Here is a 15,636-nt window from a genome sequence, read left to right on the forward strand (position 1 = left end):
TCTCTGTTCAGTCCAGAGGCAAGACCGAGAAGGGTGGATGCCGCGGTGCTTCAGGCCAGGTGCGTTCCGCCAGCTAGATCAGGCGGCGGCCCTCACGGCGTGCCTCACGCCATTCCCGAAAGAAGGCGCTCGCGATGTAGTACAGCGTTCCGGCCACGATGAGGGGCCAGACCAGAACATAGACGGTGAGCAGAATGACGTTCATGGGTGCTCCTTAGCGTCGCGCCTGGTCGGCGGACTCGTCGTCGGAATCGGTGGTGTTGTCTGCGCTCGAGGTGGGCGTGACGGTGTCGAGAAGCGCGTCTTCCGGGTTCTCTGTGTCGAAGTCGCCTGTGCGCTGCTTGATGAGGTCGAAGTCGAAGTTCATCTTGCTGCGGAACGACAGCGCGGTGCAGACGATCGTGCTCACGGAATACGCCACGAGGGAGCCCGAAAGCACGGCGTAGTCGTGCAAGAACCCGATGGCGAACGGCGCGGATGCCACGATGGCGACGCCCGCGACGATGAGTGCCACCCGCTTGCCGAAGAAGCCGAACGCCATGAGACCGAGCACGATGCCAATGCCGATCACCGAGAGGACGTCGAAGATGATGCCGGTGGCGCCAGCCATCGAGAACCACTCGAAGCGCACGGGAATGAACACGGCGAGTGCGGTGAGCACCGACGCCGAGAACGCGAGGTTCGTCACCTTCTTCCAGTAGAAGCTCGCGATGACAGGGAACACGAGGGCACCCCACAGGGCACCGACAAACACGAGCAGATCGAGAATGTTCATCTGGCCGCTGGCGAAGAACAACGCAGCACCCGTTGCGACGATCATGGTGATGCGGCCAACGAGCAGCATCGTCTGAGGGTTCGCGTTCTTCGTGCCTGCGATGTTCTGGCCATAGACGTCGGCCATCATGATTGACGACAGCGCGGCAAGGTCGGAGTCTGCCGTGGAGGCGAGCGAGCCGATGATCATGATGAAGAAGAGGCAGAGTAGAACCGGCCCGAGGAACGTCGCTGCAATCTGAGGGATCAGGTTGTTGGGGTCGCCGTCGATCGGCTCGATGCCGAGATACAGGGCCATGACGCCCAGCATGCCGATGCCGATGATCGTCGCTCCGTAGCCGACCGTCGCCGTGACGAACGTTCTCTTGATGAGGTCCTCGCGCACGGCGAAGAGACGCTGCGCAATTGTCTGGTTGCCGATCGCATACGCGAGCACAGCAGCGATGTACGGGGCACCCTGATTGAGGAAGGCATCCGACGAGAAGAAATCGCCCTGCTGCGGAGTCAGGTTCTTGGCGCCCTCGACGAACATCGACGGACCGCCGGCGAGAAAGAACACGGCGGGAATGATGATGACGACGGCGCCGAGCATTGCAATCACCTGCGCGAAGTCGGTGAGCACCGACGCGCGGAACCCCGACCACAGGGTGTACAGAAGAACGCCCGCAGCGATGATGAGAATGCCCTGCCCAAAGCTGAAGGGGGAGAGCATCGAGACGAGTGCGCCGCCGGCGATGAAGTTCGACGTGAGGCTGATGAGGCTGCCGAGCACGTTGGAGCCTGCGAGCATCAGCTGGCTCGAGCGGCCGTGCCGCGCGTGCATGACCTCAGCCATGGTGTGGGCCCGGGGCGCGACTTTGCGAATGCGGCGGCCGAACGGGTAGATCAGCAGAATCATCAGGGCTCCCCAAAGCCCATAGTGGATCGGCCCGGAGATTCCGTATGTGTAGCCAGACGTCGCTGAGGCATACATCGATGATGCCCAGATCCAGGTGGCGGTCATCGACGCGGCAGAGATTCCGAAGCCGATCTTGTTTCCCGCTGTCATGTAGCCGTCCGCGTTCTCTTTCTTGCGGCTGATCGCGATCGACATCACGAGAGTGCCGCCAAAGAAGAGGATCAGCAGACCGACGGTGAGCGGTCCCCCCAATTGGCTGAGCTCAGATACGTCCACGGAGAATGTCGTCCTTTCCTCGGCGGCGCCGGACCCGCGTTCATTTCTGCGCATGCCTGTGGGCAGGCAGCATCGTTCATCCGCCGTCGACGGAGTGATTCGCGATCCGGCACCGCGAACAAGCGCAACCTGACACCCGTGGTGAGATCGCACTGCGCGGCTCAGCAGACATGCTCACATCACCGGAGGTGGGAGCACCTGTCGCGAGCGCACGCGCCGTGAGCCACCATAGCAAAGCTGGAAATCGGTTGCGAATTGACAGAGATTTCCATGGATTCTCAGGTTTTCGCTAGGGTTGTGTGGTGCCCGAGAGGCATCGCTGACGCCAAGCAGTCCCCGATGGCGACTCAATTCCGATGCGCTCGAGCATTCACCCCACCAACAACCCCGCGCCGACATCGCGTGGATGACACCCATTTGAGGGCCCGACATTCGGGATTCCTCTGGCATAGTGGAAACATCCTCACATTGGCGTGAGGAGAGAAAAACCCGAGGAGCAGTATGTCGGATCAAGTGTTCCAGACAATCGCCATCGTTCTCTATTTCGCGGGAATGCTAACCATTGGTTGGTTCGCGTATAGAAAAACCAAGAACGACCTCGACGGCTTTATGCTCGCGGGTCGCGGATTGAGCCCCGGAACGGCGGCCCTCAGCGCGGGAGCTTCCGATATGTCCGGCTGGTTGCTGCTGGGTCTTCCCGGTGCCATCTACATATCGGGCCTTGTTGAGGCGTGGATCGCGATCGGTCTCACGATCGGCGCTTGGCTCAACTGGAAGTTCGTCGCGCCGCGGTTGCGTGCGTACACCGAGGTTGCCGGCAACTCGATCACGATTCCGAGCTTTCTCGAGCACCGACTGCGTGACAAGTCGCGTGCGTTGCGCATCGTCTGCGGCATCATCATCCTGGTCTTCTTCACGTTCTACGTGTCGAGCGGCATGGTGGCAGCGGGCAAGTTCTTCGAATCGAGCTTCGGCATCAACTACGTGTGGGGAATGCTCCTCGTCGCCGCGATCACCATGATCTACACCCTCTTTGGCGGATTCCTCGGTGCCACGCTCACCGACGTCGCTCAGGGTCTGCTGATGCTGGCGGCGCTGATCGCCGTTCCGATCGTTGCCGTGGTCAACGCGGGCGGCCCATCGACGGTCGTCACCACGATCAACGACCTCGATCCGAACCTTCTGAACCTCGTTCCGGGTGGAGCTGCGCTGGGGATCATCTCTGCTGCTGCGTGGGGGCTTGGGTACTTCGGGCAACCGCACATCATTGTGCGGTTTATGGCGCTGAAGTCCCCGCAGGACGCCACGGCGGGGCGCCGGATCGGAATCGGCTGGATGATTCTGACCGTGCTCGGATCGATTGCGACGGCGCTGATCGGCATCTCGTACTTCGCAAACACGGGCGGTCAGCCGACCGACGCAGAATCGGGCGAGACAGTGTTCCTCGACCTCGCGCAGATTCTATTCCACCCGTTCATCGCTGGTCTGGTGCTCGCAGCAGTGCTCGCAGCAATCATGTCGACGATTTCGTCTCAGCTTGTCGTCACGTCATCTGCTCTCGTGGAAGACCTCTACAAGATGATTGCAGAGAAGACGGGCGGCGTTGATCGCATCAAAGACAAGACCTATGTGGCATTCGGTCGCGTTGGTGTTCTGATCGTCGCGATCATCGCGGTGATTCTCGCACTCAACCCGTCTCAAAGCATCCTCGACTTGGTCGGGTTTGCCTGGGCAGGCTTCGGTTCCGCATTCGGGCCGATCATTCTGCTTGCTCTCTTCTGGAAGAAGCTCAGTAACTGGGGTGCCCTCTCCGGGCTCATCACCGGTGCCGTCGTCGCCTACGTGTGGGGACAGTTCGGAGCGACGATGTTCGGGGCAGAGTCGTGGGTCGCACAGACCTACGAGATCATTCCGGGATTCATCGCGAACCTCGTTGTGGCCGTCGTCGTCAGCCTGCTCACGTTCAAAGAGAACGACGCGATCACTCAGGAGTTCAGCCGCACCTCAGAGATCGCGCTGCCCGGCTACAAGGCACCGGCCGAGGCATCATCACCCGAAGCCTGATCGGCGTCGAATAAGCAATCTGGATGCTGTGGGGCAGGAGAGTTCTCCTGCCCCACAGCCATGTTTAGGGTAAGGGGCAGGCCGACACTCGTGCGTTGACGCCGAGGTTCTCGTGGCGAGTCGCGGTTCATCGATAGGCTCGCGAGGTGACTTCCTTTCAGAAACCCTCGCGCTCGCACTTCCTCTGGCGCCAGCTTCTGCTCGGCTGTGGCGTCGTTCTCGCACTCATCGCGCTTGTGTCGAGCGCGAGCCCGTGGCCGTCGACAATGCTGATTCGTGGGGTGTTTGAAGACGGGGGCGCCGCGACGGTTGCCGAGATGGAGCGACACCAGCCCAAGCTCGACATCGAATCAGAACGGAACATCCCATACGCCACGGGCAGTGAAGACACGCAACTCGATGTGTTCCGCCCGGCATCGGCTTCTGAGCCGCTCCCCGTCGTTGTCTGGGTGCACGGAGGAGCCTGGGTGTCGGGCAGCAAAGACAATGTCGCACCGTACCTGGAGATGATCGCAAACGAGGGCTATGCGGCAATCGGCATCGGCTACACACTCGGCCCCGAAGCCACGTATCCCACGGCATTTGAGCAGCTCAACACGGCACTCGAGTACATCGATGACCACGCCGATGAACTCGGCATTGACCCAGACCAGATCATCCTTGCCGGAGACTCTGCGGGATCACAGCTTGCCAGCCAGCTCGCTGTTTTGGTCACCAACCCGCACTATGCTCACTTCACCGGTATTGAGTCGGCGCTCTCTCCTGACCAGCTTGATGCCGTGATTCTGTACTGCGGCGTGTATGACCTCGATGCCATGGCTGAGCTCACCGGCATCGAATCGTGGGGGCTGAAGACAGCGCTCTGGGCGTACACCGGCACGAAGGCGTGGTCACAGCTGGCCTCCGGCTCTCTCATGTCGACGCAGAACTGGGTGACGGAAGACTTCCCAGAAACCTTCATCTCGGGTGGAAACGGCGATGCTCTCACCTGGATTCAGTCGCTCCCCATGTCGCAGACGCTGCGCGACGAAGGCGTTGAGGTGACCGAGCTGTTCTACGAAGCAGACCACAAACCGGCGCTTCCCCACGAATACCAGTTTCATCTTGACCTGAAAGATGCCAGAATCGCCTTCGACAAGACCCTCGACTTTCTCGACCGGGTGACGGCAGAGCAGCATTGATGCGCCGTTTCGACACATCATGGCTCAGGTACCGGCCGAGCCGCGCCGAGCTCGGCGCGTTCCGTCGTGAGGCGATCGCCCGCGGTGTGTCCCGCACCGACGCGGCAGCCCCGAGTTTTCGCGGTGGCTGCACCTCGCTGCTGATTGTGCCGTTCACTCTCGCAACTGTGCTGTTCTCGATCGTGGGATTTAGCTTTGACGGGGTGACGGGCGTCACGATCGGCCTTGCCGTCTTCGCACTCTTTATGGCGCTCGGTACTGTGCTCATTGTCGGACGGGTGCGCTTTCCGCGGTGGGGACGACGACTCTGGCGCGAGCGGTTGCTGCTCTCGAGGCTCGCCGATGCAAACGACAGCGCGTACACGGAGATGGCTGACACGCGCCCTGGAGCTGCGGGGCTTCTCCTCGGCATGAGCGATCGCATCTACGATGTGATCGCCACACGTGCCGGGCCTCAGATCGTCATCGGCAATCTGGCCTACAAGCAGGACACGAGTCGCGGTGGTGCGATCGATCACCGCTGGGGCTTCATCTCGGTGCAGCTCGAGCGTCGATTTCCACACACCATCCTCGATTCGCGAACGAACAACGGCCTCAACGGGCAGGTGTTTCCCAACCCCTACAAGAGTGGCGCGATTCAACTCGAGGGCGACTTTCCGAAGCACTTCAGGCTCCTCTGCCCCGTTGGGTACAACGCAGACATCCGCTACCTGCTGACGCCCGATCTCATGGTCGATCTCATCGACTCGGGTTCGGCATTCGATGTGGAGATCATCGACGACCGCATGCTCTTCTACAAGCCGCTCGGTCTCGCCCTTGGCAGCGAGCAGGAGTGGGCAGTGATCAACCGGCTTCTGCAGCGCGTCGCAGCCGACATGGCGCGCCGGGCGGGCCGCTACAGCGATGACCGCACGCTCGATGGCAGCGTCGCCCCGCAGGGCGTGCGCATGCAGAAGGTGAACGTGATGCCGTGGCTGATCGGCACGTTCGTCGTGCTCGTCGGCGGAATGATCATGGGGATGATGCTGCGGTGAGCGACGTCGAGAAGCTCGCGGTGCGTCTGCGAGAGTCGGGAAGCGTCTTTGCCGAGGAAGAGGCAGCGCTGTTTTTCGAGGCAGCACGCGATGCGCGCGATCTGGAGTTGATGGTGCGGCGGCGTCTCGACGGCGAGGCACCCGAGCACATCGTCGGCTGGGCGGAGTTCTGCGGCTTGCGCATCGCTGTGGCGCCCAACGTGTTCATTCCGCGTCAGCGCACCGCAGCGCTCGTCGACCAGGCCGCGCGGCTGTGCGCGCAGGGCAGTATCGTCGTGGACATGTGCTGTGGCTCGGGCGCGCTGGGCAGCGTGATCGCCGAGCGGCATCCGGGAATCGAACTCCACGCCGCAGACAGCGAGCATGTCGCCGTGACCTGCGCTCGCGAGAACCTGGCGGGGTTCGGTGCCGTGCACGAGGGCGACCTCGTCGACGCGTTGCCGGCCGACCTGCGTGGCCGCATCGACGTGATTGTCGCCAACGTGCCGTATGTGCCGAGCGCTGAACTGCGGCTGATGCCCGCCGAGGCGCGCGAGCGCGAACCGGCAGTCACGCACGATGGCGGAGCAGATGGCCTCAACGTCTTTCGTCGCCTTGTCGCTGCGGCGCCCGCTTGGCTCGCAGCGGGCGGCAGCATCCTCAGTGAAATCAGCGACGAGCAGGCGGATGCTGCGCTCGCAGCGCTCGCCGCGGCGAACCTGCGTGGGCGCACCGTGTACGACGACGAGCGCGAAACAACGGTGGTCATCGGCACGCGCACATGACCACTCGCTGTCAGATCACCGGAACCCCGGTCACCAGCGGTTGTGCACGTCTTCGGCCCAGCCCTCGATGCCGGTGAACTCTGTCGCGACGCCATCGGCGTCGCGAAACCAGCCCGAGTAGGCGCCGAAACACTGGTCGGTGTGCGACTGCAGAACGCCGAGGTTGGTGCGCGTCACCTTGTCGTAGAAGGGCTCGAACGTGAGGTCGATGTCGTCGCCCGTGATGCGCCACGGCTCAAGGTAGTTCGCGGTGTCGTACTGCCAGCGCAACTCCTCGCCGATCTTGTGCAGCCGTCCGTCGAGCACGAAGGCGTTCTCTGTCGATCCCGTGCCAACGGTCCATTGCCCGCCGAGCTGAATGCCGATGACGTGGTCACCGCTCGTGCCCGAGCCTGCGCCCCAGTTCCAGCGCACGTTATAGGGCCAGCGTCCGCGGCCATGGTCGAGCACCGCCCACGAGCGGTCTGCAGGAACGGCGTATTCCACGTCGTCAATCCAGAGGGTGCCGGATGCCGGTCTGGCGATGTCTTTCACCGTGTACTGAAAGCGCGACTCGCTCCAGGGCACAACGACGCCGAGGCTCTCGTGCCCAGGAGGAGTCTCGGCGGCGACGTCGAACCGCACGCGCGGTGCCCGGGCGCGCAGCCGTGTGGCGCCAGCATCCACGTCAGCGATCTCGATGCTCATGTCGCGGGTGCTTGCGCTTGCCGGCCCGTCGCCGAGGCTCGCGGGCAACACTGCGCCGCGCGCGAGAGGAACTGTTGCGCCGTGGCCGATTGACTCCTCGGTTTCGCGGTCGAACACCCACACCTCGTGCACGCCGGCGTAGTCGATTGACGACACCGTTGCCGCCATGATGTGCGTCGGCGTCATGACGCACCAGTACTCCCAGCGCTTGTTGCGACCCCAGACACGTCTGCCGTCGATGCCGCTGGTGTCGACAAAGGGCCGGCGCATCCATCCGACGGCGTCGGGGTTGAGACGGCCGCGGGCATCGGTCAGTGCTGTGCGCTGCGTGATCTCGCGTTCGGTGCTCTGGGGTTTGTGGGTCACGAGGTTTCGCCCTTCGTCGCAGTGGAGTTGCCCGCGGTGAGCTGCAGGTTGGCTCGCCGCACGGTGTCGGCCGCGATCTTCACGACGCGGCGGTCGTAGGTCACCATGCCGTTCACCTCGTCTTCGACGTCGCTCAGCTGGGTATACACGGATGCTGCGAGGCCGCGCGCGACGGCGGGGACGATCTGCTCGTCGTGCAACGCCGCGAACGCCGCGTCGAGCTCGGCATCCGTGGTGTATTTTCGGTAGCCGAACTCGCGGTTGGTGACGCAGTGTCCCTCGACGCGATGACTGTACCCGCCGTACTCGGTGAGCGCGAGAACACGGCCGTCGTCGCGCCAGGCGTTCTTCACGCGGAAGGCGCGGAAGTACACGTGAAGGCTCTTGAGGTCTCCGCCGCCCTGGTCGTGCCAGCCGCTCGCATGATCGATCGGTCGCGTGTCGTCGAGCGCGCGCAGCTCCTTCTCGATCTGCAGGGCATCGAACTGCCCCCACGCCTCGTTGAACGGCACCCAGAGCGCAAGGCTCACGACGCTGCGCAGGTGCTCGACGGTGGCGCGAAGCTCGTCACGGTAGCTCGCGCGCCCAGCAGCATCCGCTCGCCCAAATGCTTTGTAACGATGATCGCTGACGGGCCCTGTGCCCACCGCCGGCACGGTGATAATGAGCGGGTTGTACGTTGTGCCGCCGTTCACCATGTCTTGCCACACGAGCATTCCGAGGCGGTCGCAGTGGTAGTACCAGCGCAGCGGCTCGATCTTGATGTGCTTGCGCAGCATGGTGAAGCCGAGGTCTCTGGCCAGCTGCACGTCGTATTCAAGGGCGGCGTCGCTCGGCGCAGTGAGCCAACCGTCAGACCAGTAGCCCTGGTCGAGCAGCCCGGCGTGAAAGTACGGTCTGCCGTTCAGCAGCATCCGCGGTGTGCCGTGGGCGTCTGGCCCCACACCGAAGGAGCGCATTCCCACGTAGCTGGTGACGCGGTCGTCGCCGAGCGTCACCTCCACGTCATAGAGAAACGGGTGCTCGGGCGACCAGGGCTGCACCTCGTGGTCGTCTGCGAACGCGATGCGGGTTGTCTCATTGGGGGTGATGGATGCTGCCGCGACGACGTCGCCGCCTGAACGGACGGTCACGGCGGCGGTGTTCGCGGCCCCGGGCCCGCCCGACTGCGCAACGCCATCGCAGCGGACGCGCACGTCGACAGCGCGTTCGTCGAGGCGAGGCGTCAGTTCGAGGCCGTCGACGGCGAGGTTCGGCAGTGACTCGAGCCACACCGTCTGCCAGATTCCCGACTGGGGCGAATACCAGATGCCACCGCGCTTGCGCGCCTGCTTGCCGCGCGAGAGCCACGATGAATCAGTGACGTCACGCACCGCCACGACGATCTCGTGCTCGACTGCGCTGTCGCCCGCATCCGCCTCGCGGGCAGCCAGCGCCTCGGTGATGTCGAGCGCGAACGGCAGAAATCCGCCCGTGTGCCCGCCGACCCGCACACCGTTCACGGCCACCTCGCACGACTGGTCGACGGCGCCGAAATGCAGCAGCACGCGCTCGCCGACGAAGCCCTTGGGCAGCGTGACGGTGCGGCGATACCAGAGCAGCTCGTCTGGCTGCAGCATCCGCTCGACCCCAGACAGCGGCGTCTCGGGGGAGAACGGCACGATGATCTCGCCGTCCCACGTCGCGGGCGGGTGTGCCGGGTCGGCGACGGTGAGCGGGCCGGTTGCCGCTGCAGCATCCTGACCCGCCGATTGCGTCGTCGTCTGCGCACACGTGAACGCGTGCTGCCACCGGCCGTTGAGATTCACGTAGCTGTTGCGAACCAGCTGCGGCCGCGGGTACTCGGGCAACGGGCTGTCTGCGTCGAGGGCTTCGCCCCAGGGGGTGAGAAGGCTCATGCATCTGCCGTTTCTGAATCGCGGGCATCTGAATTCGGCTCCCGGTGCTTCAGCAGAGCAACCGGAATCACGACGAAGACGGCAACGATAGCCGCGGCGACGAAGATCCACGGCGTCGGCACCTGCTTGACGACGCCGAGGTCGAGGTATGTCTCGTTGGCGCCGGTGATGACGGCGGCGCCGATGAACGGGCCGGCGACCATGGGGATGAGGATCGCCGAGATCATGCGCAGTCCCTGAATCATGCCGACGCGGTCGGCGGGCGTGTGGTCGCGCACCGTCGCCGAAATCGCCGCGACGGTTACCATGAAACCGCCCATCATGAAGGTGCCGAACACGATGATGGGCACCATGTCGCGCACGACGAACATGCCGACGAGCCCCACGATCATGAGTGCCGTGCCCGGAACGATCGCCCGTCGCTTGCCGACGCGGTCGATCACGCGGCCGCCGAGTACGCTGATCACCGCGGCGAGCGTCAGGACGCTGCCGAGAATGAGCGCGTAGCCGTCGATGTGCAGGAAGCGCTGCAGATAGATGATGAGGTACGGAATGAAGACCTGCGTCGACGTGCCGATGATCGCCCACGCGATGAGTGTGAGATAGAGGCCCGGGTTTGCTCGAACGGTGCTGGGGCGCAGCCCGTGCAGCGTCGCGGCGAAATAGCCGTCGGTCGTGGTCTGGATGCTGTCGGAGTCGCGCACGAGAAACCAGGAGACGATGCCGATCGCAGCGGTGAGCAGCCCGATGATGCCGAAGAACAGCTTCCATTCGCCGGCCTGCGTGAGCGGGTCGAGCGCGCCGAAGATTAGCAGCATGGCCATGAGCGGCATGATCGCCAGCACGCCGTCGACGCGGCCCCGGTTCGTGGGAACCGTAGCCTCGGTGACCCACGCGTTGAACGCTGCATCGTTGGCGCCCGAGCCGAAGAAGGACATGATGCAGTCGAGCACAACGATCGCGATGATGGCGAGAACGACCGCGTTCGCCGCGGGCTGGGCGCCCGGCGCGGCATCCGGCTGCACGAATCCGAAGGCCGCTGTCGAGAGTCCCCAGAGCACGTAGCCGAACGCGATGAAGGGGCGCCTGCGGCGGGCGCGATCGGATGCTGCTCCGATGAGCATCGTTGCAAGCGTCGCCGTGATGGCGCTCAACGCCACAAGCATCGCGATGACGAGCGCAAACCACGTGCGGCCGCCGAGCGCGGGAGGCTTCGAACGGGCTGGGGGAGTGCGCGGGGTGGCGCGAGACGGGCTGGGCATCGACATCCTTGACGATTCGGGTACTTCGAATCGTAGCCTGACGCATTGCATCGTGGTAATCGCGCGCCGCCGCTTGCTCCCGTCAGGAACGCCGTCGACTGCCCACGAGATTGGCCGATCTCAGCCGATCGCCGCGCGGCGCACGAGGGTCACGGGTTTCGATGCGACGAGCCAGCTGCCGATCGCAATGAGAAGGGGAATACCAATCACCAGTGCGGCGATGGCGACCCAGGGCGGATCAAACCCGACGTTGCCTGTGGTGTCGGCGAGCGAAATGCCATATGTCGTGATGAGACCCGCTAGGGTGCCTGTGACTGTGCCGAGCCCGACGAGGACGATCGCTTGCCAGAACGCGAACGTGCGACGCAGCGAGCGTGTTGCCCCAACGGCAGCGAGCGTCGCGTCGTCATCACGGCCATCGGCGCGGGAGAGTCCGATTGCCACGGCACTGGCTCCCACGAACAGGACGCCAGCCACGAGCAGCGTGGCGAGAATGACGTAGAGCCAGGTGGGCTCGGGGCCCTGCTCAACACGGGCGCTGCCCATGATGGGCTCGAGTCGTGCGTTCAGCGCGTCGATCTCGCCCTGTGCGAATTGCTCGGCAGGGTTGGCGATGAAATAGCTCGGCTCGACATCGATGCCGAGTTGCTCGGCCGTTGTCCCCGAGATAACCAGGGGAGTGCTCGGCAAATCGACCTCGGGCTCTGCTTTCACTGCGCTGATCGTCTGTGTGGTCACTGGTTCGTCGCCGGAGTCGGGGTTGTCCCAGTCGGAATCTGGCGCCCACCACTGCAACACGGATTGACCGTCATTCACGTAGACGGGCGAGAGAGCAACGGCGGATCCGCTTTCGAAGGAGCTCAGCACATCGCCCGGCGCAGTATGACCGAGCACGAGAGAGAGGCCGGCAGAATCCGTCACGACAACCTTCTGGGCGCTGGTCACGCGAGAGGTCTGTGCCTCGTCGCATCGCCAATCAGTATCGCGCAGCGTGCGAACAGCTTCTTGATATTTAGCTCCTGTGAGGTTGGCGATGCTCTGGTCGTAGTCGGCGGAGGCTGGTAGCAGCGGGCAGAGATTCTCGGGCAACGCCTCTGCGACGACAACGGCGCCGTCTGTTTGAGTGCCCGTCTCGCTGTCCCATCGCGACAGGGGAGCGTAGATGGTTCCCACGGCGACGGTGTCGAGCTCCTCCTCAACGATGCCCGTGATTTCATCGACAGTTGCCGCGGGGGCACCTGCGTCGTCCTTGGGCATCAAGACCTGCGCTTGGCCCGGTGCTGTTTGATACCAGTAATGCTTGTCACTCGCAGCGCTCGACGTTACGGAGACGTTGATGACGATTACCGCGATGAACGCCGTCACCATGATCGCCGCAAAGGCCGGAACAGATCGGGCGCGGTGCGCCGCACTGTCGCGAGCGGCAAGACGCGCCCCCAGCCCGAAGCGAGAGAAGACATGGGCCATAGCGCGCAGTATGACACCGCCACACATAATCATGCCGACCTGAAGGACGATCGGTCCGACGATGAGCGCTGCCACCGCGAGCATCCCCGGAACGCTCTGCTGCCCGGTGTTACTCCAGGCGAGTGCACGCAGCGAGAAGGCGCCGACCAGGGTCAGCGCCGTCCCGACGACGAGATAGCCGATGCCCCACCGAGTTGACCGTGCTGATGGTTCTGCGGGCGCGCGGCTGCCGCGCAGAGCAGCGAGAACATCGAACTTCACTGCGGCCCGCGCCGGGACGACCGCGGAGGCGAGCCCAACGAGCATGGCGATCAGTGCGATGGCCGCGAGCGTGAGCGGCTCGGCATGGAAGCCCCAGTACTGTGTCGCACTTCCATCTGCCGTTGCACGCATGTATATGGCGGCGATGGGGATGCCGATCGCGACACCGACGATTCCGCCAAGGAGCCCTAGAACGAGGCCCTGGCTGGTCACAACGCGGTACAGCATTCGTCGTTCGCCGCCGACACTCGCCAGCGTCGCGAGTGCGCGCTGCTGCTTGCGGGCACCCACCGCGAATGCCGCTCCTGCGAGCAGCACGATCTCGAAGGCCGCAAACGCCGCGGCAAGCATGAGCAGGATGCCGTACGTCGACCAGAATCCGCCGCTCAGTGCCAGGTTGATGACGCTGGCATTCTCGAGTACTGTGCGGGACAGCACAGTGACGCCAGCGTCATTGAGGTCGGCGAACTCGTCGAGGGTGATGACGGTGTCGGGAAGGTAATACGTGCGGTTCCAGACCTGCAGGTCGTCTCCAAACGAGCCTTCGGGGGCGTAGATCCACTCCTCGGAATCCGCGCTCATGGCGTCACTCAGCACTCCCGTGATCGTCAGCGTCGTCGCGGGCTTTGTGACGGTGATGGCGTCGCCGATGCTCGCCCCGAGGCGTTTGAGCGCAGCAGCGCTGACGAGCACGTCGCCCGGCTCGGATGGAGCACTGCCGGCGAGAATGCTCGTGCGACCGGCGAAGTCCTCTCCCCACAGGTTCCCAACAGTTACCTGGAGCTGGCCGATGCCCTCTGCAGTCGTCGTCGTGACGATAGCGGAAGACAGCACTGTCATATCGGCGCCGGGGAAAAGCGCACGAACGCCAGCTTCGTCGAGGCGCTCTCCCCCGTCTGCGGCGGGCGCAGCGTTGTCGGGAGTCTGGAGGTGGGTCGGATCGTAAGGGTCTTGCACCATCCCGGAGTGCGTGCCGATACTCGCGAGGAGCTTCGCTTCGTTCTGGCCGAGCGCGGCCGCGATCTTTTCGTCTGGAGTGGGGAATGTGCTTTGCCCGATGATCGCCGCTGCAGAGAATCCAGCGACCGGCAACAGCACCATGAGCGCGACGATGATGCTCGTGCCCCGCGAGCGCCACACCGAACGGCGGGCGATGCGCAGCGCCAGACGCCATTCGGCCAGCGATCGCCGCCAGCGGGACTCTTCGCGATCGGGCGCACCACGCTGGTAGCGCGGCTTCGTGGTGCCTCCCGCTCGGTTGCCGTGCCGGTTCATCGCTCAGCGGTGCCAGAGAGCAGGGATTCGATGGGCGCGACGCTCGATTCATCCACGACCCGGCCATCACGCAGAAACACGATGCGATCGGCCCACGCGGCGTGGCGAGCATCGTGCGTGACGAGGATGCCGCCGGCTCCCGCGTCAACGCGGTTGCGCAGCATTCGCAGCACCACGTCGCCGGTCTCGGAGTCGAGCGCGCCCGTCGGCTCGTCCGCGAGGATCAGCGAGCGTGGCCCGACGACAGCGCGAGCGATCGCGACGCGCTGCTGCTGGCCGCCCGACAGGTCGTCGGGAAAGTGATCGGCACGGTCGGTCAGCTCGACGCTCGCGAGCGCATCGTTCGCTGCAGCGCGTGCTCTGCGGGTTTTCCACCCGTCGAGTTCGAGCGGCAGCGAGACGTTCTCGCGCGCAGACAGCGTGGGAATGAGATTGAAGTCCTGAAACACGAACCCGAGTGTGCGTCGGCGCAGGCGCGCGACTTCTGTCGGCTTCGCCTCGCTGAGGTAGATCCCCTCGACGATCACCTCGCCACTCGTGGGAGTCGTGAGCCCGCCCGCAGCCGCGAGGAGCGTCGACTTTCCTGAGCCGGAAGCTCCCATGACGGCGACGAGTTCGCCCGCGTGCACGGTGAGGTCGATGCCCGACAGCGCCGTCACTGACGTTGCGCCCTTTCCGTAATGCTGCGAGACACCATCGAGTCGCAGCAGTTCGGCGCTCATCGCGTGGCTCCGTTTGCCAGGGCGGCGTCGACAGCGTCGGTGGATGCTGTCGGCCGACCGCGGCGCGGCAGGTCAGCGGCATCCTGAACCGGCAACACACGATCGCCGAAGCGACGCAGACGTGACTCCACGTGATCGAGCCAGCGCACCTCCGCCTCGGCCTGGAAGATCAGGTTGTCGACGACGAGCTGCCACGCGAGCTCTTCGGGCCCGGACGGGTCGCTGCCCGCGTACTTGGTGCGAGTGAGCGCCTGCAGGTTCGCGAGCGACGCGTGACGCTGCACCTGCACGACCTCGGCGATGTTCACGCCGGGCAGCGTTGCCGCCAGCGCCAGCTTGATGGCGAGCTCGTCGCGCGTGACGCGGCCGCGCTCGACGGGAGAGCTGAGCCACCCCGTGACCTCGGCGTGGCCGGCATCCGTGATCTCGTAGAACTGGTGCCCCTCGGCATCCGTTTCGCCCTTGACCACGAAGCCGTCGCGCTCGAGGCGCTCGAGCGTGGAGTACGTCTGGCCGACGTTGAGCGGCCACGTCGAGCCTGTTCGTCGATCGAACTCGGCCTTCAACTGGTATCCGTAGGCGGGCCCTTGGTCGAGGATGGCCAGCAGGCTGTGCTTCACACTCATGTGATCTCCCGTAATGCGTACTCGGTATGCACGAGTATATACATACTGGGAGACTAATAGCAGGAATATATGCTGACGCCA

The 15,636-nt window shown here is 64.2% G+C and carries 12 protein-coding genes; 4 read left to right on the forward strand and 8 right to left on the reverse strand.

Annotated features, from left to right (window positions below; all coding sequences use genetic code 11):
* Positions 1–73 precede the first annotated feature (73 nt).
* Positions 74–205 carry a putative transporter small subunit gene (locus HCR84_RS17520; protein ID WP_218043601.1) on the reverse strand — a complete coding sequence of 44 codons (132 nt, stop codon included), beginning with the start codon at positions 203–205 and terminating at the stop codon, positions 74–76.
* A gap of 9 nt (positions 206–214) precedes the next feature.
* Positions 215–1,867 (reverse strand): sodium:solute symporter family protein, encoded by a 1,653-nt coding sequence (locus HCR84_RS01100; RefSeq protein ID WP_244972626.1) that lies wholly within the window; start codon positions 1,865–1,867, stop codon positions 215–217.
* Positions 1,868–2,449: 582 nt separating this feature from the next.
* On the opposite strand from HCR84_RS01100, the gene putP reads away from it, so the two are divergent.
* From putP to HCR84_RS01120, 4 genes are all read left to right on the forward strand, one after another.
* Positions 2,450–4,012 carry a sodium/proline symporter PutP gene (putP, locus tag HCR84_RS01105; RefSeq protein ID WP_166982880.1) on the forward strand — a complete coding sequence of 521 codons (1,563 nt, stop codon included), beginning with the start codon at positions 2,450–2,452 and terminating at the stop codon, positions 4,010–4,012.
* 146 nt (positions 4,013–4,158) lie between these two features.
* The gene (locus tag HCR84_RS01110) at positions 4,159–5,193 is read left to right on the forward strand and encodes an alpha/beta hydrolase (protein ID WP_235940963.1); all 1,035 of its coding nucleotides are present in this window, start codon (positions 4,159–4,161) and stop codon (positions 5,191–5,193) included.
* Entirely contained in the window at positions 5,193–6,227 is a 1,035-nt protein-coding gene (locus HCR84_RS01115) for a hypothetical protein (protein ID WP_166982878.1), read from the forward strand. Before HCR84_RS01110 ends, HCR84_RS01115 begins: the two co-directional genes overlap by 1 nt.
* Complete coding sequence (locus HCR84_RS01120; protein ID WP_166982876.1) at positions 6,224–6,991, forward strand: putative protein N(5)-glutamine methyltransferase; 768 nt, start codon at positions 6,224–6,226, stop codon at positions 6,989–6,991. The genes HCR84_RS01115 and HCR84_RS01120 overlap by 4 nt, the downstream gene beginning before the upstream one ends.
* Before the next feature lie 30 nt (positions 6,992–7,021).
* Here the strand turns inward: HCR84_RS01120 and HCR84_RS01125 are convergent, their stop codons facing one another.
* The 6 genes from HCR84_RS01125 to HCR84_RS01150 form a co-directional block, all read right to left on the reverse strand.
* A complete protein-coding gene (locus HCR84_RS01125) occupies positions 7,022–8,044 on the reverse strand; it encodes a DUF2804 domain-containing protein (protein ID WP_166982874.1) in 1,023 nt (340 codons plus the stop codon).
* On the reverse strand, positions 8,041–9,942 hold the full coding sequence (locus HCR84_RS01130; RefSeq protein WP_166982873.1) for a glycoside hydrolase family 2 protein: 1,902 nt from the start codon (positions 9,940–9,942) through the stop codon (positions 8,041–8,043). The genes HCR84_RS01125 and HCR84_RS01130 overlap by 4 nt, the downstream gene beginning before the upstream one ends.
* Positions 9,939–11,204, reverse strand: coding sequence for an MFS transporter (locus HCR84_RS01135; RefSeq protein ID WP_166982871.1), 1,266 nt, complete (start codon positions 11,202–11,204; stop codon positions 9,939–9,941). The genes HCR84_RS01130 and HCR84_RS01135 overlap by 4 nt, the downstream gene beginning before the upstream one ends.
* Positions 11,205–11,324: 120 nt before the next feature.
* Positions 11,325–14,207 carry an FtsX-like permease family protein gene (locus HCR84_RS01140; protein ID WP_166982869.1) on the reverse strand — a complete coding sequence of 961 codons (2,883 nt, stop codon included), beginning with the start codon at positions 14,205–14,207 and terminating at the stop codon, positions 11,325–11,327.
* Entirely contained in the window at positions 14,204–14,929 is a 726-nt protein-coding gene (locus HCR84_RS01145; protein WP_166982867.1) for an ABC transporter ATP-binding protein, read from the reverse strand. The genes HCR84_RS01140 and HCR84_RS01145 overlap by 4 nt, the downstream gene beginning before the upstream one ends.
* Positions 14,926–15,555 carry a PadR family transcriptional regulator gene (locus HCR84_RS01150; protein WP_166982865.1) on the reverse strand — a complete coding sequence of 210 codons (630 nt, stop codon included), beginning with the start codon at positions 15,553–15,555 and terminating at the stop codon, positions 14,926–14,928. The genes HCR84_RS01145 and HCR84_RS01150 overlap by 4 nt, the downstream gene beginning before the upstream one ends.
* Between the last annotated feature and the right edge of the window lie 81 nt (positions 15,556–15,636).

Origin of the sequence: Paramicrobacterium fandaimingii, assembly GCF_011751745.2 — a bacterium.
In the GTDB taxonomy this organism is placed as follows: Bacteria; Actinomycetota; Actinomycetes; order Actinomycetales; family Microbacteriaceae; genus Paramicrobacterium; species Paramicrobacterium fandaimingii.

Bases quoted from the DNA above. Each gene is read 5' to 3' on its own strand.
- HCR84_RS17520 (WP_218043601.1), bottom strand. From the start codon at position 205: ATGAACGTCATTCTGCTCACCGTCTATGTTCTGGTCTGGCCCCTCATC.
- HCR84_RS01100 (WP_244972626.1), bottom strand. From the start codon at position 1,867: ATGTCGATCGCGATCAGCCGCAAGAAAGAGAACGCGGACGGCTACATG.
- putP (WP_166982880.1), top strand. From the start codon at position 2,450: ATGTCGGATCAAGTGTTCCAGACAATCGCCATCGTTCTCTATTTCGCG.
- HCR84_RS01115 (WP_166982878.1), top strand. From the start codon at position 5,193: ATGCGCCGTTTCGACACATCATGGCTCAGGTACCGGCCGAGCCGCGCC.
- HCR84_RS01130 (WP_166982873.1), bottom strand. From the start codon at position 9,942: ATGAGCCTTCTCACCCCCTGGGGCGAAGCCCTCGACGCAGACAGCCCG.
- HCR84_RS01135 (WP_166982871.1), bottom strand. From the start codon at position 11,204: ATGCCCAGCCCGTCTCGCGCCACCCCGCGCACTCCCCCAGCCCGTTCG.
- HCR84_RS01140 (WP_166982869.1), bottom strand. From the start codon at position 14,207: ATGAACCGGCACGGCAACCGAGCGGGAGGCACCACGAAGCCGCGCTAC.
- HCR84_RS01145 (WP_166982867.1), bottom strand. From the start codon at position 14,929: ATGAGCGCCGAACTGCTGCGACTCGATGGTGTCTCGCAGCATTACGGA.
- HCR84_RS01150 (WP_166982865.1), bottom strand. From the start codon at position 15,555: ATGAGTGTGAAGCACAGCCTGCTGGCCATCCTCGACCAAGGGCCCGCC.